The organism is Paenarthrobacter sp. PPS72, from assembly GCF_048537125.1.
In the GTDB taxonomy this organism is placed as follows: domain Bacteria; phylum Actinomycetota; class Actinomycetes; order Actinomycetales; family Micrococcaceae; genus Arthrobacter; species Arthrobacter nitroguajacolicus_E.
Genome location: NZ_JBLYIE010000001.1, coordinates 14,016 through 34,465, shown reverse-complemented (window position 1 = coordinate 34,465; position 20,450 = coordinate 14,016). Strand labels below are relative to the sequence as shown.

Genomic DNA, 20,450 nt, shown 5'->3' with positions numbered 1-20,450 from the left:
TGGGGTTTTTTTTTTTTTTTTTTTTTTTTTTTTTTTTGTTTTTTTTGTTTTTTGCTGACCCCCCCCCGCAGGGTGGGGTGCCCCCCCCCCCCCCCCACCCCCCCCCCCCCCCCCCCAAACCCCCCCCCCCCCCGCCGTCGAGCTTAATTGATGTCCTGAACTTTGCTTGTTTCTTTGTACCCGACGGAGCCTGGCTAGGAGGCCGGCGTGGTGAGCTCTTCCTCTGCCACGCGGGTGCCGGCCACTCGGTCCGTCCAAGCCTTCATAACGGCCGGATCGGTGGGCTTGCTCATCAGTGAGACCGCTACGTACACCACGGCGGAGGCAATCAAACCGAAGTAGATTGGCTCGTTGGCGTAGATGCCGTCGAGGGGAACTTCAGCATTGATCTCAAGGATGATCATGGTTCCGAGGGTCACCACTGAACCGGCCGCCATGGACCAGGCAGCCGCGATGCCCGTTCCGCGCTTCCACACCAGGCCCCCGATGATGGCCACCAGCAGGCCGCCAACCAGGATGTCGTAGGCGATGGTCAATGCAGCCACCACGTCCTTGGTGGAGATGGCGATGATGATGGCCACGATGCCCAAGCCGAGGACCCAGTAGCGGTTCGCCTTGACGTCGTGCTCAGGGTTGTCGGAGTCGGAGGTGTCCACGTTCTTGCCAAACCAGCTGGCAACGAAAGGCATGACATCTGCCCGGGCAACGGTTGCCGCAGCAATGAGTGCGCCCGAAGCCGTGGACATCATGGCTGCGACAGCAGCAGCGAGAACCAGGCCACCGATGCCGATGGGCAGGAGCCGGGTGGCGACCTCTGCATAGACGTCATCCTTGGCCGCGATTTCGACGCCGGAGAGGGCGACACTGGCAGCCATGCCGATCAGTGCACCTGCGAAGCCGTAGAGGATGCAGTAGATACCGGCGGTGGCGCCGCCCCAGCGGGCAACCGTGGGGGTCTTGGCAGTGAACACACGCTGCCAGATGTCCTGACCGATCAGGAGGCCCAGGGTGTACACGACGAAGTAGGTGATGATCGTCTGGAGGCCGATGCCGCCGATGTCGAAGAAGCTCTCATCGACGCGGGCACGGATGCCGTCGAGGCCACCGGCAGCATTCAAGGCGAAGGGGAGCATGAGGAAGAAGATTCCCACCGTCTTGATGACGAACTGAACCTGGTCGGCCAAGGTGATGGACCACATGCCGCCGATGGTGGAGTAGACCAGGACGATTGCGCCGCCGATGGCGATGGCGAGCCAACGCTCCCAGCCGAAGAGGACCACGAAAATGGTGGCGTAGGCACCGGTGGAAGTGGCGCACAGCATCAGAGTGTAGGCGAGCATGATGATGCCCGAGGTCTGGGTCGCCGTGCTGCCATAGCGGAGGGTCAGCATCTGGGAGACCGTGTAGATCTTGAGCTTCTGGATGGTGCCTGCGAACAGAAGGCTGAGCAACAGCACGCCGGAGCCGATAGCCACTACCAGCCACATGCCGGAAATGCCGAACTTGTACCCGAGGCCGACGCCGCCCACGGTGGATGCGCCACCGAGGACCACTGCGGCCATGGTGCCGGTGTAGAGGAAGGGGCCCAGGCGGCGGCCGGCCACCAGGAAGTCGCTGTTGTTCTTGGTGCGGGACTTGCCCCACCAGCCGAATGCCAGCATGGCGAGCAGGTACACCACCACGATTGCGATGTTTATAGCCGAAGATTCCATGAACGGTCCTTGGAGCTGATGCACGGAGGTTGGGGTTTTCGACGATACTCCTGCGAAGCGTCGAAGTCTCTGTGCTGACGATTGGAGATTGGGGATGTGTTGTGTGCCTCACAGACAACACTTGTTGCCTATGAGGATATGTTGTGATGGGAGTAACAGTCAAGGGGCTTTGGTCATGCTTCCGCGTATTCTGGCGCTCTTGGCCCCTCTCCCGGCTACTATTGCTCCAATGACAGGGCCAGATGACAGGCCTGAAAGGTTCGTGAATGAAGGCTCTACCCGTTGAACCGAGCAATGTACCCGTTGCCATAGGTTCCAGAATCCGCGCAGCCCGGCAGGCGCAGCGCCTCACCATCGAGCAAGTGGCGGACGCTACCGGGCTGACCAAAGGCTTCCTCAGCCGTGTGGAGCGTGACCTGACATCGCCGTCGGTCGCATCTCTGGTCACTCTCTGCCAAGTGTTGTCCGTGTCAGTGGGCGATCTGTTCGCAGCTCCGGAAACACACCTGACCAGGCGCGACGACGGGCCCCGCATCTCCCTGGGTGGCCAAGGGATCGTCGAGCGATTGTTGACCGCGCGCTCCGAGCGTCGGCTCCAGATCCTGCAGGCGACCATCGAACCGCGGGGCCGCGGTGAAAACGAGCTCTACGCCGTGGATTGTGACGTGGATGTCCTGCATGTGGTCAAGGGCCGGATCAAGCTCGTCCTGACCAACGAGGAGTATGACCTCGAAGAGGGGGACACGCTGTCCTTCCCGGGCCGCGAACCCCACACCTGGATCAACCCCACGGACGAAACGGTCGAGGTGCTCTGGGTGCTGGTGCCTGCGGCGAGCCGGTAGCTCTCCGCCCCGCGCGGGATGACAGATAATGCCCATGTTTGCAACAAACATGGGCATTATCTGTAGTCTCGGCGGGCGGTGCGGGCGGTGCGGGCGGGTGCGGGCGGTGCGGGCGCGCGGGTGCTTAGGCGGTTCGGGAGGTCAGCCCACGTGCACCCATGGCCTGCGGGTGATGTCCGGCTCGGCTTCCCTTAGTACTTCGCGGGTTACCGGCGCGATTTCTCCCTCACCAAAGAACAGGAACTTGCTGAGGTTGGAGATCGGGTTGCCCTCGGTCCAGCGGAAGTAGATGTGCGGCATGAACCCGGTGACGTCGCGTATGTGGAGGAGTACTGCGGCCACGGTGTTGGGCACGTTGTTGCTGTGCACTTCCAGGATTTTGAATCCGTGCCGTAGCTTGCCCACCACTTGGAGTTCCTGCTCGAAGTCCGAGCTGTCGTCCACAATGACCTCGATGAACACGGCGTCGCAGTCCACAGGCAGGTGGCTGGCCTGCTGGGCGTGCTGAAGTTTCTCCCGGTAACGGCTTGCACTGAGGTGCTTGGGCTCGTGGGCGATGATGCGGACAGGTCCTTCGGCTGCGTTCGCGGTGAATTCGAGGGCTTTCTCGTCCATCTTGATGTGGGTGGCGCGGAGTTCGAAGGCGCGCCGCATTCGGGAGGTGAAACTGACAACCATGATGCCCAGGATGAAGAGGGCCGCAATCTTCAGGCCGTCGGGGCGTTCGATCGAGTTGACCACGGTGGTGTAAATGAAGACGAGGGAGATCAATCCGAAGCCGATGACCTGTGCGCGCTGCTTCTTTCGCCGGGCGGACAGGGTGACGGCTATGGAGGCCGACGTGATCAGGACCAGCACGCCCGTGGCATACGCGCCACCCTGTGCGTTGACGTCGGCTTGGAAAATGACCGTAACAATGAAGGCGATGACGGTGAACACCAGGACCAGTGGACGGAGGGCCCGCGCCCATGTCGGCGCCATACCGTAGCGCGGCAAGTAGCGCGGGACAAGGTTCAACAGTCCGGCCATCGCCGACGCGCCGGCGAACCAGAGGATGGCGATGGTGCTGATGTCGTACACAGTTCCGAAGCCATCACCAAGGAACTTCTGAGCCAGGTAGGCGAGCGCGCGGCCCTCGGCTTTGCCGCCGTCTTGGAATTCGGCGGCGGGGATGAGCATGACGGTGGTGAAGCTGGAAGTTACGAGGAACGAGCTCATGATGATGGCAGCGGTGGTGAGGAGCTTGTGGGCGCCCTGGATCCGGCCGGCCGGGTTGGCTTCGGTGTCCGTCTTGTGGCCCTTGATCTGTGGCATGACGGCGACGCCGGTCTCAAATCCGGAGAGTCCCAGCGCAAGTCGCGGGAACACCAACAGTGCCAGGGCGATCATCATGATGGGGTCGCCGTGGGAGGTGGTGAGCGCAGTCCACCAGTCTGTGATGACGCGTGATTCAGTGAAGATGCGGGTCATGGACACCGCGATCACCACGAGGTTCAGGGCGAGGAACGCCCCCACCAGCACTACTGCCACGTTAATGGCTTCCTTGAACCCGCGCAGGAAGACGACGCCCAGGCCGGCGATCAGTGCCAGGGTGATGACCACTTGTTGGCCTTCGAGGAAGTCCGGGGCGAAGGGGTTCTCGATGAGGTGGGCCGTGGCGTCGGCCGCCGAGAGCGTAATGGTGATCATGAAGTCGGTAGCGGCGAACCCGAGGAGAGCAAGGACGAAGAGCTTGCCGCCCCAGCGCGGAAGAAGGCGTTCAAGCATGGCGATGGAGCCTTCACCGCGCGGGCTTTCCTTCGCTACGCGCCGATACACCGGGAGTGCCCCGGCCAGGGTTGCCAACACGAGCAGTAGCGTGGCCAGCGGCGACAGCAATCCGGCGGCAAGTGCGGCGATGGCCGGTTGGTAGCCGAGGGTGGAGAAGTAATCGAGCCCAGTGAGGCACATAACCTTCCACCAGGCTTGGGGCTTGTGTGAGTCCGACGGGCGGCCGTGGGGTCCCTGCCGCTTCCCTGAGGTGTCCGGCATTCCTTCCAGCAGCCAGGATTTGAGCTTGAAGGAATTCTTGGGCTTATCGGCCGGGTCGGCCGGAGGCCTCGTCAGGGTGGTCACGGTGTCCTTTCGTGCAGCAGGTTGCTGCTTCCGCTAGGAGCGTATTGCCGCGGACGACGCCGGGGCCCCGGTTTTTATGGAATCTTAACGCCCACTGTGATCGGCATCTCATGCGGCACCGCGTCGACAGCACGTAAACAGGTGATGCATATAGGGCAACTCGAAGTGTATGATGGGTGTCACAGCCACTGACTTATCTCGAAGGAGAGCCACATCTTGGAAGAGCTCCGTATTGAGGCCAACGGGAACCTCGGCCCCATCGATTCCTCCCGCATTCCGCGCTACGCCGGTGCCGCCACCTACGCCCGCCTGCCCCGCCTGGACCAGGTCTCCAAGGCCGATGTCACAGTAGTCGGCGTCCCTTTCGACTCCGGCGTCTCCTACCGCCCCGGCGCGCGCTTCGGCGCCAACCATGTACGCGAGGCCAGCCGCTTGCTGCGCCCCTACAACCCTGCCTGGGACGTGAGCCCGTTCGAGAACATCCAGGTTGCCGACGCCGGCGACATGGCAGTGAACCCGTTCAACATCAACGAGGCAATCGAGACTGTCCAGCAGAACGCCTTGGACCTCACCGCTAACGGCAGCAAGCTCGTCACCCTGGGTGGCGACCACACCATCGCCCTTCCCCTCTTGAGGGCGGCAGCAGAACGAGCCGGCGAGCCCATCGCCATGCTCCACTTCGACGCCCACCTGGACACCTGGGACACCTACTTCGGCGCCGAGTACACGCACGGCACCCCCTTCCGCCGCGCGGTGGAGGAAGGCATCCTGGACACCGAAGCCATCAGCCACGTTGGTACCCGCGGCCCGCTGTACGGCAAGAAGGACCTCGACGACGACCACCGCTTCGGCTTCGGAATCGTCACCTCCGCAGACGTCTACTACCAAGGCGTCCTGGAAACAGTGGCCAAGATCCGGGACCGCATCGGCAACCGCCCGCTGTACATCTCCGTTGACATCGACGTTCTGGATCCCGCCCACGCGCCCGGCACCGGCACTCCCGAGGCAGGTGGCATCACCAGCCGCGAACTCCTCGAAATCATCCGTGGCTTCCGCGGCATGAACCTCGTGGGTGCTGACATCGTTGAAGTTGCTCCGGCCTACGACCACGCTGAAATCACCGGTGTGGCAGGCAGCCACGTAGCCTACGAGCTCGTGACCCTCATGGCGGACAACGCCGTCGAAGGCGACCGCCAAGGTGCCCCGAACGGCTATGCGCAGCAGGCGCTCGGCGCCCGCATCGCGGAACTCGCGCAGGCAACCGGAACCGCCGGGGACCAGCGATGATCGATTTCGATCCCGGAACTGCAGCCCCTACCAAGGGGACCAGCCAGCGCAACGGCGGGGACCTCGTCGTCGAGACCCTTGAAGCGCTGGGCGCGAAGACGGTCTTCGGTATCCCGGGACAGCACGCATTGGGTCTCTTCGATGCCATGGGCCGCGGCAACCTGCACTTCGTCTCCTCCCGTGTGGAGAACAACTCGGCCTTCGCAGCCGACGGTTACTCCCGCGCAACCGGCGAGGTGGGCGTACTGTTCCTGTCCACCGGTCCGGGCGCGCTGACGTCCTTGGCAGGTTTGCAGGAAGCCTACGCCACGGGTGTTCCCATGGTGGTTGTCGCCAGCCAGATCCCTCTCGATGGCTTGGGCGCTCGCCGTAAGGGCATGTTGCACCAGCTTGATGACCAGAAGGCTTCGGCCGCTAACGTCACCAAGAGCCAGCGGTTGATCCAGCACGCTTCCGGCATCCCGTCGGCCATCCAGGACGCTTGGACCGAGGCGATCTCCTCGCCGCAGGGCCCGGTTTGGATTGAAATCCCGCAGAACGTCCTGCTGGATCCGATCATGGTCCCACCCGTGGAGGACGCCCTCGCCGAGGCAGCGGATAACCCGCCGCGCGTGGAACTGATCCGCGAAGCCGTGAAATGGCTCTCGGCGGCGGAACGTCCGGCGATCATCGCAGGCGGCGGTACACGCCGTGGCCGGGCTGAGAAGTCGTTGCTCTCGATTGCCGAGCAGCTGCGGGCTCCGGTCATCTGCACCCCCGGCGGCAACGGTGCGTTCCCGTGGACGCATGAGCTGTCCCTGCAGTCGTGGATCGAGGACCGGTACATGACCGACGTCCTCGAAGACGCCGACGTGTTGATCGTCATCGGCTCATCCTTGGGCGAAGTGACCTCGAACTACTTCACGTTCGAACCCCGTGGCCGGATCATCCAGATCGACGCCGAGCCCCGGGTCCTCGAATCGAACCGCCCGGGCCTGGGCATCCGCGCCGATGCCGGCCAAGCTCTCGCCGCCCTGGACGAAGCCCTCGCCGCAGCAGGCGCCGCGGACGCAGCCAAGCGTGACTGGCACGGCATCAGCCCGGAAGACGTGGTCAAGGAATCCCTGGCCAAGGTCAAGGCACGCCTGGAATCACAGGACCTGGCCAAGGAACTGAAGTTCATGTCGGACATCCGCGAGGCCGTCCCGGCTGACATGCAGACGTTCTGGGACATGACCATCTCTGCGTACTGGGGTTGGAGCTGCTGGGACGCCCGCCAGGGACAGTTCCACTCCGCCCAGGGCGCCGGTGGCCTCGGCTATGGTTTCCCTGCGGCTATCGGCGGAGCAGTGGGCCTGGAAACGACCGGCAGGCCGGGCCGAGTGCTGGCTGTATCCGGCGACGGTTCCTCCATGTACTCCATCTCCGAACTCGCCACCGCCAAGCAGCACAACGTCCCGGTCACCTGGCTGATTGTGGATGACGGCGGCTACGGCATCCTGCGCGAATACATGGTGGGCGCCTTCGGTCAAGCCACCGCAACCGAGCTCGCCCGCCCGGACTTCGTCAAGCTCGCCGAGTCCTTCGGCGTCCCGGCCCGCCGGGTTGCCCCGGAGGAAGTGGGGGACGCGCTCAAGGCATCCTTCGAAGCGGACGGACCCAACGTCGTCGTGGTTGAAACACTGCTGAAGATGTTTGGCCCCACGCATCTGGATTAAACAGCGCGACTAAAAACCTCATAAACAGCCCCCGCTCGGAACACCGTGCGGGGGCTGCTTGCGTCGTGGGGCCTGCTCTGCACGCCATTTCATGAGGCGCAGAGCGGGCCCCACAGGCGGAGGCCCTCCGCCATCTTTAGTTTCCCAAAGCAATCAATCTGAGTTATAGTTGCTTTAGGCAAACAAAAAGAGGGGTGTTTCCCATGTCCGTCGGTTCTGCGACAGCAACCGATCTTGTGCATCAGATATTCGATCTCCAGCGCACGCTGCGCTGTGTGGTGACCGCCCACATGGCCCGTGTTTCCGACGTCGGAATGGCTGTGCAGGGGGTGATGCGTTTCATCGGCGAAGGGGAGACCCGCGCAACCCAGCTGGCCACGCGACTCGGTGTCAGCGCCCCGGTCCTCAGCCGGCATATCACCGAACTTGAGGAGCTTGGCTTTGTGGTCAGGCGCCCGGATCCCGCGGACGGAAGGGCCCAGCTCCTCGCGCTGACCGAAAGCGGCGCGGCGAAACTGCGCGAAGTCGAAGAACAACGCAGCGTGAGACTGCGGGATTACCTGGCCGATTGGAGCGAGGCTGATGCCCTCGAGGCCTCCCAGGTGATCAACAAACTCACTGTGTCCCTTAAGGACTCAATCCGGGCAACGGCGGCCGGCTCCATCACAACAAACCAGACAGCTTAGGAGCCCACCCATGGCTACACCAGTAGAGAACTCCAAGGCGGTGGACGCCTCAGTCAGCCCCGCGGCTAGCAAGGCCGCCGCGCCCATGTCCCACCGGCAGATCATGGAAGCCCTTACCGGCCTCCTCGCCGCCTTCTTCACGGCGATCCTGAGCAGCACCATCGTTGCCAATGCCCTGCCCACCATCATGTCCGAACTCAAGGGCACGCAGACCGACTTCGCCTGGGTCATCACGGCTGCGTTGTTGGCCAACGCTGCCACCACGCCCATCTGGGGCAAGCTCGCGGACCTCTTCGACAAGAAGCTCTTGGTCCAGCTCAGCATCATCATCTTCGTGGCCGGCTCGGTCATGGCTGGCCTGTCTGAAACCATTCCCCTGCTGCTGACCGCACGCGTCATCCAGGGTGTTGCCATGGGTGGCCTCACGGCCTTGGCGCAGGCGATCATCGGCTCGATGATCCCGCCGCGGGATCGCGGAAAGTACTCCGGCTACATGGGTGCTGTCATGGCCGTAGGCACTGCCGGCGGTCCGCTGCTGGGTGGTTTCATCGTTGACAGCCCGCTCGGCTGGCGCTGGACGTTCTTCGTCTGCGTGCCGCTGGCCGTCATCGCGCTCATCCTGCTCCAGGTAACGCTGAAGATCCAGCACATCAAGCGCCCGGCCAAAATCGACTGGCTTGGTTCCATCCTGCTGACGTCGGGCGTGAGTCTGCTCCTCATCTGGGTTTCCTTCGCCGGCAACCCGGACTACTACGACTGGTTCTCCTGGCAGTCCGCCCTCATGGTGGGCGGCGGCGTCGCCTTGCTGGCGCTTCTGGTGCTGGTGGAAACCAAGGTTCCCGAGCCCATCATTCCGCTCAAGATCATCTCCGAGCGCACCACGGCCTTGGCCATTGTTGCTTCCGTTGCCGTTGGTATTGCCATGTTCGGTTCGTCCACCTTCCTTGGGCAGTATTTCCAGGTTGCCCGCGGTGCTACACCCACAGAAGCCGGCTTGCTGACGCTTCCGATGATCGCCGGCAACCTGATCGGCTCGGTCGCGTCCGGCATCCTGATCAGCCGTTTCGGCAAGTGGAAGAGGTTCCTTATTGCAGGGTCCGTCCTCCTGATTGGCGGTCTCGCTTTCGCCGGAACCATGGACCACACCACTGAACTGTGGATCGTCGCGATCTACACCGGCGTGTTCGGACTGGGCCTCGGCATGCTGATGCAGAACCTGGTGCTTGCCGTTCAGAACACCGTTCAGGCCAAGGACATAGGAACGGCCAGTGCTTCGGTGGCGTTCTTCCGCTCGGTGGGTGGCGCGATCGGCGTCTCTGTCCTCGGTGCCATCATGTCCAACCACGTAAAGGACCTCGCCGTTGAAGGCATGACTGCCGCTGGCATTCCAGCCCAGGGTGGCGCGTCAGGAGCCAGCATGGACCTGGCCCACATGCCGGCTCCGATCGCCGAAATCATGCGGGCAGCATACGGTGACGCGACCGCACAGATCTTCCTGATCTCGGCGATCATCAGCATCGTGGCCCTCCTGGCTGTGCTGTTCATCAAAGAACGTCCGCTGCGCCGCACGGTTGACGCTGCTCCTGAGAAGGAACTTGTTGCTACGGCCTCGGGAGACGCCGGGATGTCGTTGGACACCGCGTCGTTGGACACCGCGTCGTTGGACACTGCATCGTTGGACGCCGCATCGTTGGATGCCGCGTCGTTGGATGCCGCGTCGTTGGATGCCGCGTCGTTGGATGCCGCGTCGTTGGACGCTGCATCCAAGGACACAGTGAAGACGTCCGACGACGACCATCGCCCGGGTGCCCGCCTTGCCGTTCCGGGGGACGGCCGCCAGGTTCCGGTGGGGGAGCGCCGGATCCCAAGTGGCGGGTCCGGCTCTGATCTCGACCTCGAGTTTGCGCGGATCCTCACGCAGGAACGACCCCCAGGAACTGCCGACGTGAAGGAAGTTCAAGAGCAGTTGTCCCGGACGCAGTATGTCCTGGCCGAGCAGCAGCTACAGCTCAGCAGGGCCAACGTGGAGCTGCAGGCCCGTTTGCGCGAGCAGCAAACCATTGCGGAGCAGCAGGCACATACCGCCGAGGAGCTCGCCGCGCTCCGCAAGGAACTCAAGCGCGAACGCAGGCAGCAGGAACGCATGGCATTGTTGCTCCTTCAAGGCGTGGAAGCACGTTCGGACCACGGCAAGCACGCGGGCTAGATTCCACCACAGATCCTGCCCTTGTTCGAAACTCCCGGCGTACCACGCGGGGAGTGGCGGACAAGGGCAGGACCGAGAACGCCGGCTGGGTGACGAGCCGGCGTTTTTGTTGCCTGAGCGTGCGTCTGGTGAGCCCACGGGAGCACACCGGACACGGGAAATACTCCGCTGGGATGATCTTTTCCGTAGGTTGTTTCGCCGGGGCAACGGATTTCGTAGAGTGGGGAGGCTAATACTGTCAGCCCCTGCTGCCAAACTTCTCTTATCTCATTCACGCACTCTTTCTAAGGACCCGTGGGCATGCTTGTCACCCTTATACGGCGCTACTCCAAGCCGTATTTGCCGCAGATTGTGGCTGTGCTGATTTTTCAGTTGGCGTCCACCATCGCCACGCTCTACCTCCCCAGCCTCAACGCCAAAATCATTGACGAGGGAGTATCCCGCGGAGACACCGACTTCATCTGGCAAACCGGTGTGCTCATGCTCGGTGTCGCCCTTGGACAGGTGCTAACTGCCATCATCGCCGTGTACTTCGGCGCCCGGGTTGCCATGGCCATCGGCCGGGACCTGCGCCGCAGCGTTTACCGGCAGGTCAGTAGTTTCTCCGCCCAGGACGTCAACCGTTTCGGTGCTCCCACGCTGATCACCCGAGGTACCAACGACGTCCAGCAGGTACAGATGCTGGTGCTGATGGGCCTGAACTTCATGGTCTCCACACCCATCATGTGTGTTGGTGGCATCATCATGGCTCTTCGTGAGGACCTTAATCTGTCCTGGCTCGTATGGGTTTCGGTTCCGGTCCTGGTGGCTGTTGTGGGCTACCTTGTTGTCCGCCTGATGCCACTGTTCCGGTCCATGCAGACCAAGATCGATGCCATCAACGGTGTGCTGCGCGAGCAGATCATCGGTATCCGCGTGGTCCGCGCCTTCGTGCGTGAACCCCACGAGGCAAAGCGCTTCGGCGACGCCAATGACGACCTCACCGCCGTTTCGGTGAAGATCGGCAACCTGTTCGTCCTGATGTTCCCGGCCATTGGCATGATCCTGCACCTCTCTACCGCCGCAGTGCTGTGGTTCGGCGGCCAGCGGGTGGACTCCGGCGACATGCAGGTGGGTGCACTCACGGCCTTCCTCCAGTACCTTCTGCAGATCCTGATGGCGGTCATGATGGGCACGTTCATGGCCATGATGATTCCTCGCGCCTCCGTCTGCGCAGACCGCATCGGCGAGGTGCTCGACGTCGAGCCTTCCATCCACAACCCCACCGCACCGGTGGTTCCGGCTGAGAAGAAGGGACGCGTGGAATTCCGCGATGTCACCTTCAAGTACCCGGGCGCTGAGGCTCCAGTGCTGAGCAACATCTCCTTTACCGCCGAGCCAGGCAAGACCCTGGCCATCATCGGCTCCACCGGCGCAGGTAAGACCACCTTGGTCTCGCTGCTCCCGAGGCTTTACGACGTCGCCTCGGGCGACGTACTGCTCGACGGCGTACCCGTCACCAAGATGGACGCATCCGAGATCACCAGCCGCGTCTCCGCGGTTCCGCAGAAGCCGTACTTGTTCTCCGGGACCATCGAGCACAACCTTCGCTTCGGCAAGCCCGACGCTACCGACGACGAACTGTGGGATGCGTTGGAGACGGCACAGGCCAAGGGCTTCGTGGAGGAAAAGACGTCAGGCCTGAACCGGCGCATTGCCCAGGGCGGAACCAACGTATCCGGTGGCCAGCGCCAGAGGCTGTCCATTGCCAGGGCGTTGGTTACGAAACCCAATGTGTACCTGTTTGACGACTCGTTCTCCGCTTTGGACGTCGCTACCGACGCCAGGCTACGCAAGGCCTTGAAGGCCAAGACCAGGGACGCCACGGTCATCATCGTGGCCCAGCGCGTCTCAACCATCGCGGACGCGGACGAGATCCTCGTCCTGGATAACGGCAGGATCGTTGACCGCGGAACGCACGACGAACTGCTGGAGACGTCACCCACGTACCAGGAAATCGTTGAATCCCAGCTGAGCGTGGAGGAAGTGGCATGAGCGAGCAGAACCAGCAGAAGAAGCGTGGCTGGGCTGTCAAGGCAGAGGCCGCCAAGGATGCCAAGGCAACAGCCGAGGCCGAGGTAGCAACAGAGCTGGACGACGACGAGGACTTCGTCGAAGAGGAGTACGTCCCCTCTGAAGCCGACGGGGGCATGTTCGGCGACGTTCCGGCCAAGAAGGCCAAGGAGTTCTGGCCGTCCGCCAAGAGGCTCATGGGCCTGCTGAAGCCTGAGAGCGTTGGCGTCTACATTGTGATCGGCCTGGTCATTGTCTCGGTGGTCCTCAACGTGATCGCCCCCAAGGTCCTGGGTAGTGCCATGGACGTCATTTTCGGGGGCGTCGTGGGAAGGCAGGTCCCTGAGGGCGTCTCCCAAGAGCAGTTCGTGGAGCTCATGCGCCAGCAGGGCCAAGGCAACTTTGCGGACATGGTTTCCAAGATGGACCTCACCAACGGGATCGACTTTCCCAAGCTGACGTTCCTGATTTCAATCGTGCTCCTCATGTACTTTGTGGCCAACATCTTCCTGTGGGCCCAGGGCTGGTTGCTCAACAGGATCGTCATGCGGGTCATTAAGAAGCTCCGCAACGATGTCCAGGCCAAGCTCAACCGGCTCCCGTTGAACTACTTCGACACCCGCCAGCGCGGCGACATCCTGTCCCGCGTGACCAACGACGTCGACAACGTCCAGCAGGGTCTTCAGCAGGCATTCTCTCAACTGGTCAGCTCCGTGCTCACGGTCCTGGGCATCACGGTCATGATGTTCATCGTGTCTTGGGAGCTGGCGCTGATTGCCCTGATTGCCCTCCCGTTGTCCGGCATCGTTGCGGGCGTCATTGGTGCCCGCAGCCAGAAGCTCTTCGCAGCACAGTGGAAGAACACCGGCGCACTGAACGGCCAGATCGAAGAGTCGTTCTCCGGCCACGACCTCGTGAAGGTGTTCGGCCGCGACGCCGACATGCTGCAGCGTTTCGATGAGAAGAACGACGAACTTTACAAGGCATCCTTCGGTGCGCAGTTCGTGTCCGGTGTCATCTTCCCGGCCATGAACTTCGTGTCCTACTTGTCCTATGTGGGCATCGCCGTGGTGGGCGGCCTCCGCGTTGCCTCGGGTTCCATGAGCCTCGGCGACGCCACGGCGTTCATCCAGTACTCCCGTGAATTCACCCAGCCGCTGGGCCAGATTGCCGGCATGGCCAACATGCTGCAGTCCGGTGTTGCTTCCGCTGAGCGCGTCTTCGAGTTCCTGGACGCCGATGAAGAAGTTGAAGAGACCGGTACACGTCACTTGCCGTCCAAGACCGACGGCCATGTTGAGTTCGAGCACGTCTCGTTCAGCTACGTGGAGGACAAGCCGCTCATTGAAGACCTGTCCTTCGCCGCGGAACCTGGTCACACCGTCGCGATTGTAGGCCCCACCGGTGCCGGCAAGACAACCTTGGTGAACCTTGTGATGCGTTTCTACGAGCTCAGCGCCGGCCGCATCACCTTGGATGGAGTGGACATCAAGGACCTCAGCCGCGCTGAGCTGCGGTCAAAGGTTGGCATGGTGTTGCAGGATGCCTGGCTGTTTGGCGGGACCATCTACGACAACATCAAGTACGGCAACCTGGATGCGACCGAAGAGCAGATCATGCAGGCGGCCAAGGCCACCTACGTGGACCGCTTTGTTCGTGCCCTTCCGGACGGTTACCAAGCGATCATCGACGAAGAAGGCAACAACGTCAGTGCGGGTGAAAAGCAGCTCATCACCATCGCCCGCGCCTTCGTCTCCGATCCTTCGCTGCTGATCCTGGATGAAGCCACCAGCTCCGTGGACACCCGCACCGAACTGCTGCTGCAAAAAGCCATGGCAGCGCTTCGAACGGACCGTACGAGCTTCGTGATCGCGCACCGCCTCTCCACCATCCGGGATGCCGACACCATCCTGGTGATGGAGAACGGCAAGATCGTGGAGCAGGGTAACCACACCCGGCTGCTGGCTCTCCAGGGCGCCTACTATCGCTTGTACATGTCCCAGTTCGCGGGTGAGGAAGAAACCGCGGTGGACGATTCGACGGCGGTGCACAGCTGAGCGGGGAAACACTGAGCGGGGAGACACTGAAGGAATCCATGGCATCGCGGCGCATAGAGGTCCTTGTACACATGCGCTGGGGTGACATGGACGCCTACGGACACATCAACAACGTCCAGATTGTGCGCATGCTCGAGGAAGCCCGTATCGCAGCTTTCGGACCGCCCCGCGGTGCAGGCCTCCCGGGCATCGAACCTCCCGCTGCCCTCTTCAACGATGTTGAGGAGGGCGTCATGACCCTGGTTGTGGAGCACAAGGTCCGCTATGTCCGGACGCTGGACTACCGCAACATCCCTGCGGTCGTCGAGATTTGGGTTGGTGCCATCAAGGGTGCAAGCTTCGATCTCCACTACGTCATCAAGGACCCCGTCACGCGGGAAGACTGCGTCAAAGCCACAACTCACCTGGCCTTCGTGGCCGAAGCCACCGGACGGGTCCTCCGGCTGACTCCGGAGCAGAAGGAAAAGCTGGAACAGTACCGGGCATGACGAATTTTTTGTACAGATGATGCCCTTATGGGGCCGTCTTAGGGGCATTACCTGTACAAAAACTCCGCGTAGAGTTTCAGCATGAAACTTGAAATTGCCGTGGTGAGCGCGGCCGGTGCAGGAACGGCTGCCTCCGAAGGAGCCAACCGCATTGAACTATGCAGCAGCCTGGAACTTGGTGGCATCACGCCAAGCCAGGGGCTCATGGAAGCGAGCATGGAGCATGTGGACGGGCGCTTGGAAATCCATCCGCTGGTTCGCTCGAGGCCCGGCGATTTCCGCTACTCGGCTTCCGATCTGGACACCATGGTCCACGAGATCCGCCACCTGCTGGCCCAAGGCGCCCACGGGGTGGTGATCGGCGCGCTGACGCCCTCCGGAGAAGTGGACGTGCACGCAGCACAGCGACTGGTGGGTGCCGCCAGGGATGCCAATCCTGAAGCGCAGCTGACATTCCACCGCGCCATCGATCAGTCAAAGGATCCTCTGGTGGCCCTTGAGCAGCTCATGGAACTTGGCTTCACGCGCGTCCTTACTTCCGGGCATGAAGCCTCGGCGGGGGCAGGCCTGCCAACACTGACCAGCATGGTGGAACGGGCCGGTGATGCCTTGGAAATCATGGCTGGTGGCGGACTCACGTTGGGTGACATTCCGGCGATGCACGCCGCGGGCCTGTCTGCCGTCCACTTATCCGCCAAGAAGACAGTCTCCACCCTCGGGGACGGTGCGATCTCCCTCGGAGCCCAGGACGGCAACGATCCCACAGCCTATTCGGTCACCGACCGCGAGGTTGTCCGGGCAGCAAGAGCGAAAGTCAACGCGCTGAATCTGGCCGCCTCCGGATAAGCGCTGGCCACACGCCGGTACGGGGCGCGGAGGGTGGTGGCGTTGGCGTCCCGGGCCGAGGAAACTGAGCATGTGGAGCAACCACCCTTGTGCCGCAACGCGGCCTCCTTCTCACGATCGGATACTGACGTGGCCATCACTGCAAGCTCCAACCTCACCGTCACCACAATCTCCCTGACGATGGCCGAGCTCGGCCCGCTGAATCCCTTGCCGGTGGTGGCGGCCGAATTGGACCAGCCTTACACAGTGGGCGAGGGCGTGCCGGAGGAACTCCAGGCCTCGGCTCGATACGGCGTGGTGCCCAACGTTTACCCGTACCTCATGCAGGACGGCTACAGCCGCGAGGCGGCACCCAAGGAGCTTCCCGCCGTCGTGCTTGAAAACAGCAAACTCAAGGCGACCGTTATCCCTTCATTAGGCGGCCGGATCTGGGAGTTGTTCGACAAAGCAACAGGCAAGCAGCTCCTGCACACACACGACGCTCCCCAGCTGGCCAATATTGCGTTGCGCAAGGCGTGGTTCGCCGGCGGTCTGGAATGGAACATCGGCACCCGCGGACACTCGCCCACCAGTTGCGATCCTCTGCACACGGCAATCGTCCACACGCCGGACGGCAAACACATCCTGCGCGTCTGGGAGTACGAGCGGCTGCGGGAAGTGGTGTTCCAAGTGGACATCTGGTTGCCGGTGGACTCGGACGTCCTGTTCGCCGCGGTCAGGTTGCGGAATCCGAATGACCACGACGTCCCCATGTACTGGTGGAGCAACGCCGCCATTCCGGAAACGGATCGCACACGGGTCATCGCCCCCGCGGACGAGGCCTTCGGCAGCGATTACGCCACGGATATCACCCGTGTCACGCCCACCAGCCACGAAGGGTACGACGGCACATGGCTGGTCAACAGCCCGCACGCGGCCGACTTCTTCTTCGACATCGATCCTTCGGAGCGGCGCTGGGTGGTGGCAGCGGACGACGACGGCGACGGGCTCGCGATGCTTTCTACGGGCCTCCTGCGGGGAAAGAAGCTCTTCGTATGGGGACAGGGGCAGGGTGGAAAGCGCTGGCAGGAGTGGCTGAGCCCGGGAGCCGGACCCTACGCCGAGATCCAAGCCGGCCTGGCGCAGACGCAGTTCGAACATTTAGTGATGCCCGCCGGCGCGGAGTGGGCGTGGGTTGAAGCGTACGGGAACGGGCATCTTGACCGGGAGACGTCCCACGGTGACGATTGGGATGCTGCGGTGGCGCACGCCAGCGAGCGTTTGGAACAGCTCCTGCCGCACGGGGAACTCGAGGCCATGCTTCCCTCAGCTATCAGCAATGCCGACATCCCGCCGTCGGAAATGCTGCTGTACGGCAGCGGTTGGGGCGTGGTGGAACGTGCCCGACGCAGCAGGGCCGGCCTGGCCTGGGTTGATGAAAGCGGGACACCCTTCGCCGATGAAAGCGTCTCGGCTGAGCAGGAACCGTGGCTTGGGTTGCTTGACGGAAAGGCGTTCGACGGCGCGCACAGCTTCGTCGCCGGGGCGGACTGGGAGGAGTTGCTGGCAGGGCAGGAAGGCCCCGAAGCGGCATTCCATCTGGCCACCATGAGGCATGCGCGGCAGGACCTGGAGGGGGCGAAGGCGCGCTACCAGGAGGTGCTGGCAGCCGGTGATGTGAGGCCGCGTACCAAGGCCCTGGCCCACCGCGGGTTGGGCTTGGCGCTGCTCGCGGAGGGGAGGGACGCGGAAGGTCTTGCTGAGCTTCGGAACGGCGTGGAGACTGACCCTTCCACCACGGCCCTGCTCACGGAGGCCGCCACGCTCGGCATCCGGCATGGAAACCCCGCCATGGCGCTGGAACTGACGGACAGGGCACCCAAGGAGGGCGCCGCCGTCGGACGCTTGAGGTTCCTGCGCGCCCTGGCGCATGCTCGGACGGGAAACCCTGGTGAGGCGGCTGCCATCCTGCGTGAGGGGGTCGAGATTCCGGACCTCCGCGAGGGGGAGGACGCCATAGCGGCGCTGTGGGAAGAGGTTTGTCCCGGCGAGCCTGTTCCCTTCAGCTACCAATTCGGGATGCACTAGCCCCGGCCGGACAGCGAAGACGAAAACGCGCTGTTCCGGTGGAGCCGCTAGCCTGTGGATATCCAGATGCCAGTAAAAGCCAAACAAGGTAAGTTGGCATGGTGATTCCCTCCGTAAAAACTGCCATTGACCGTGCCCCCGGAGTCTCCAAGGAGATTGAGGACGCGGCCTGGTATGTGCTCGGTCCGGCGCTTCACGGGAGACCTTCAGCGCTGGACGGCAGGACATTGACGTGGACCGCTGATGCGGCAGGGGAGCTCCTTGAAAGGCTCGAACGCGGAGTCGAGGACTCCAAAGCCCCCATGATGACCAACCTCCGGCAGAACCTGGAAGGGGCCTCCCGGGAGGCTAAGCTGCTGGCCGTGGAACTGCTGTTCCTGCAATCGTTGCCGCTCGCGCATGAGGTTAAATCCCTCAGGGTTAAACGCGCCCGCGTGGCTGAGGCGGCGTCATGGGTGGAGCCCCCCATCGAACTGCCGGAAGAACTCTATGAGGGCATGACGGACCACGGCGTCATCCGGGACCGCACTGCCGAGTTCAACTGGACAATCTGGGACCACCTGAAGTGGCTGTGCCGTTTCGTGGCGCACGTGGACAGCCAAAGTACGGCCACCATCAATGAAGCGCTCGCGGACCCCTTGAAGTTCCACGAACTTGCCGCAGCGACGCCCGAGGACCAGCCTGCCCTCCGTCGCAGTATCGAGTACTTGGTGTGGCCGAGCTACTTTGAGCCCGTGGTGGCCGATGTTGAACGCCAGGAGATCCGTGACGCCTTCGCTTCACTGGTTGGCGGCGCCAAAGGTGACACGGATGAGGACATCACCGCGGACATTCACCGCATCCGGCTGCACCTGGACGAGCAGGCCGGCCAACGCATCGACTGGTATGCCCGCCAACTGGTGAGCCAATGGCGGAAGGTAGGAGATCCGGGGCGTCGCTCCTGGCTCCTGCGTACGCACCACGACAATGCGGACCTCCTCGCTGCCTGGGTTGCCGAAGAAAAAGCCACCTTGGACGTGGAGCACCTGCGTACCCTCACTGCCGGCGTCACGGCCGGCGTGGTTCAGCATGCCGTGGACGAGGATTACAAACACCTGGGCTACGTTGAACGCGAAGACACCAAGACGGCTGTTTTCGCATTCCTGACTGTCATGAAGCCGGGCGATCTCACCCTGTATCAGCACGCCGGCCGGGTACGGGTTGGTGTGGTGCTTGGCGAACCTGAACACCACGAGGACAACAGGCGGATCCGCCGGAAAGTCCGCTGGTTCGATGACAGCTACGCCATCCCCGAGCTTCCACGTCATGCCCAGCGCCAGCTTTCCACGCCAGGCATCATCGTGGATGTCACCAGGGTGATTCAGGCCCTACAGGAACTGCTGCCTGTGGAGGCCGAAACCGATGGCGAGGACGAAGCGCCGCCCACCACCGTCGTCGAGGTTGTCCATCAGGGGTTCCGGCCACTGACGGAAGAATTCGCCGCGTCCCTGCACATGGATCTTGAACCGCTCAAGGAGATCGCGGAACTGCTCGAAGAGAACCGCCAGTTGGTCCTGTACGGTCCGCCGGGAACAGGCAAGACCTACTTGGCAAAGCACCTCGCCGCCGAGCTGGCCGGTGACCACACCGACGAACGGGTGAAACTGGTTCAGTTCCACCCGTCATATGCCTACGAGGACTTTTTCGAGGGCTACAGGCCGGACAAAACCGACGACGGCCAAGTGTCCTTCAAACTCGTCGCCGGACCGTTGCGGCGCCTCGCGGAGGAAGCGGCCAAGCCCGAGAATGCGCACAAACCGTACTTCCTGATCATCGATGAAATGAACCGCGCCAACCTCGCCAAGGTTTTCGGTGAGCTCTACTTCCTGCTGGAATACCGGGACGATCGCATCTACCTGCAGTACAGCCCCAACGAGCCCTTTAGCCTGCCGGACAACCTTTACATCATCGGCACCATGAACACTGCGGACCGCTCCATCGCCATGATGGACGCTGCCATCCGCCGTCGTTTCGCGTTCATCGAGCTGCACCCCAAGGAGGAGCCGATCCGTGGCACCCTGCGTCGGTTCCTCGAAGCCCGCGGGCTGGAGACCCTTAACGCAGACCTGCTGGATGCGCTCAATGACGCGATCGATGATTGGGACCGGGACCTGATGATCGGACCGTCCTACTTCATGAAGAACGCGGCCCAGAACCCCACAGGACTTCGCCGTATCTGGAAGTACGAGCTCATGCCGTTGCTGGAGGAGCACTATCACGGGCAGCTGAACCGCGCACAGCTCGAGGAACGCTTCGGCCTGGACCAGTTGCTGGGACGTCTTGCAGCCCGCTAAAGCCATCCCGCCCAGGCCGGGCCGGGCGCCTGCCGGCGCGGTTGGAACGCCTGCCAGCGCGG

General features: G+C 62.7%; 13 protein-coding genes. 11 read left to right on the top strand and 2 right to left on the bottom strand.

The window, feature by feature from the left end; translation table 11 throughout:
- Positions 1–194 precede the first annotated feature (194 nt).
- Positions 195–1,712 (bottom strand): sodium:solute symporter family protein, encoded by a 1,518-nt coding sequence (locus ACLRGI_RS00140; RefSeq protein ID WP_419199718.1) that lies wholly within the window; start codon positions 1,710–1,712, stop codon positions 195–197.
- Between the two features lie 266 nt (positions 1,713–1,978).
- Here ACLRGI_RS00140 and ACLRGI_RS00135 point away from each other — a divergent pair, with 266 nt between their 5' ends.
- Complete coding sequence (locus tag ACLRGI_RS00135) at positions 1,979–2,554, top strand: helix-turn-helix domain-containing protein (protein ID WP_419199717.1); 576 nt, start codon at positions 1,979–1,981, stop codon at positions 2,552–2,554.
- A gap of 141 nt (positions 2,555–2,695) precedes the next feature.
- Here ACLRGI_RS00135 and ACLRGI_RS00130 read toward each other — a convergent pair whose 3' ends face one another.
- The gene (locus tag ACLRGI_RS00130) at positions 2,696–4,669 is read right to left on the bottom strand and encodes an APC family permease (RefSeq protein ID WP_419199716.1); all 1,974 of its coding nucleotides are present in this window, start codon (positions 4,667–4,669) and stop codon (positions 2,696–2,698) included.
- Between the two features lie 216 nt (positions 4,670–4,885).
- Here ACLRGI_RS00130 and speB point away from each other — a divergent pair, with 216 nt between their 5' ends.
- The 10 genes from speB (at position 4,886) to ACLRGI_RS00080 (ending at position 20,388) form a co-directional block, all read left to right on the top strand.
- Complete coding sequence (speB, locus tag ACLRGI_RS00125; RefSeq protein WP_419199715.1) at positions 4,886–5,956, top strand: agmatinase; 1,071 nt, start codon at positions 4,886–4,888, stop codon at positions 5,954–5,956.
- Entirely contained in the window at positions 5,953–7,653 is a 1,701-nt protein-coding gene (locus tag ACLRGI_RS00120; protein ID WP_419199714.1) for a thiamine pyrophosphate-binding protein, read from the top strand. Before speB ends, ACLRGI_RS00120 begins: the two co-directional genes overlap by 4 nt.
- A gap of 203 nt (positions 7,654–7,856) precedes the next feature.
- Positions 7,857–8,339 (top strand): MarR family winged helix-turn-helix transcriptional regulator, encoded by a 483-nt coding sequence (locus tag ACLRGI_RS00115; RefSeq protein WP_419199713.1) that lies wholly within the window; start codon positions 7,857–7,859, stop codon positions 8,337–8,339.
- A 10-nt stretch (positions 8,340–8,349) separates the two neighbouring features.
- Entirely contained in the window at positions 8,350–10,545 is a 2,196-nt protein-coding gene (locus ACLRGI_RS00110) for an MFS transporter (RefSeq protein ID WP_419199712.1), read from the top strand.
- Between the two features lie 300 nt (positions 10,546–10,845).
- Positions 10,846–12,579, top strand: a complete 1,734-nt coding sequence (locus tag ACLRGI_RS00105) for an ABC transporter ATP-binding protein (protein ID WP_419199711.1) — start codon at positions 10,846–10,848, stop codon at positions 12,577–12,579.
- The gene (locus ACLRGI_RS00100) at positions 12,576–14,654 is read left to right on the top strand and encodes an ABC transporter ATP-binding protein (RefSeq protein WP_419199710.1); all 2,079 of its coding nucleotides are present in this window, start codon (positions 12,576–12,578) and stop codon (positions 14,652–14,654) included. Before ACLRGI_RS00105 ends, ACLRGI_RS00100 begins: the two co-directional genes overlap by 4 nt.
- Before the next feature lie 71 nt (positions 14,655–14,725).
- Positions 14,726–15,142 carry an acyl-CoA thioesterase gene (locus tag ACLRGI_RS00095; RefSeq protein ID WP_419199719.1) on the top strand — a complete coding sequence of 139 codons (417 nt, stop codon included), beginning with the start codon at positions 14,726–14,728 and terminating at the stop codon, positions 15,140–15,142.
- 81 nt (positions 15,143–15,223) lie between these two features.
- Positions 15,224–15,988, top strand: coding sequence for a copper homeostasis protein CutC (locus ACLRGI_RS00090; protein WP_419199709.1), 765 nt, complete (start codon positions 15,224–15,226; stop codon positions 15,986–15,988).
- A gap of 129 nt (positions 15,989–16,117) precedes the next feature.
- Positions 16,118–18,055, top strand: a complete 1,938-nt coding sequence (locus ACLRGI_RS00085; RefSeq protein ID WP_419199708.1) for a DUF5107 domain-containing protein — start codon at positions 16,118–16,120, stop codon at positions 18,053–18,055.
- Between the two features lie 98 nt (positions 18,056–18,153).
- Positions 18,154–20,388 (top strand): McrB family protein, encoded by a 2,235-nt coding sequence (locus tag ACLRGI_RS00080; protein ID WP_419199707.1) that lies wholly within the window; start codon positions 18,154–18,156, stop codon positions 20,386–20,388.
- Positions 20,389–20,450: the final 62 nt, after the last annotated feature.

Bases quoted from the DNA above. Each gene is read 5' to 3' on its own strand.
- ACLRGI_RS00140 (WP_419199718.1), bottom strand. From the start codon at position 1,712: ATGGAATCTTCGGCTATAAACATCGCAATCGTGGTGGTGTACCTGCTC.
- ACLRGI_RS00135 (WP_419199717.1), top strand. From the start codon at position 1,979: ATGAAGGCTCTACCCGTTGAACCGAGCAATGTACCCGTTGCCATAGGT.
- ACLRGI_RS00120 (WP_419199714.1), top strand. From the start codon at position 5,953: ATGATCGATTTCGATCCCGGAACTGCAGCCCCTACCAAGGGGACCAGC.
- ACLRGI_RS00115 (WP_419199713.1), top strand. From the start codon at position 7,857: ATGTCCGTCGGTTCTGCGACAGCAACCGATCTTGTGCATCAGATATTC.
- ACLRGI_RS00110 (WP_419199712.1), top strand. From the start codon at position 8,350: ATGGCTACACCAGTAGAGAACTCCAAGGCGGTGGACGCCTCAGTCAGC.
- ACLRGI_RS00105 (WP_419199711.1), top strand. From the start codon at position 10,846: ATGCTTGTCACCCTTATACGGCGCTACTCCAAGCCGTATTTGCCGCAG.
- ACLRGI_RS00100 (WP_419199710.1), top strand. From the start codon at position 12,576: ATGAGCGAGCAGAACCAGCAGAAGAAGCGTGGCTGGGCTGTCAAGGCA.
- ACLRGI_RS00095 (WP_419199719.1), top strand. From the start codon at position 14,726: ATGCGCTGGGGTGACATGGACGCCTACGGACACATCAACAACGTCCAG.
- ACLRGI_RS00090 (WP_419199709.1), top strand. From the start codon at position 15,224: ATGAAACTTGAAATTGCCGTGGTGAGCGCGGCCGGTGCAGGAACGGCT.
- ACLRGI_RS00080 (WP_419199707.1), top strand. From the start codon at position 18,154: ATGGTGATTCCCTCCGTAAAAACTGCCATTGACCGTGCCCCCGGAGTC.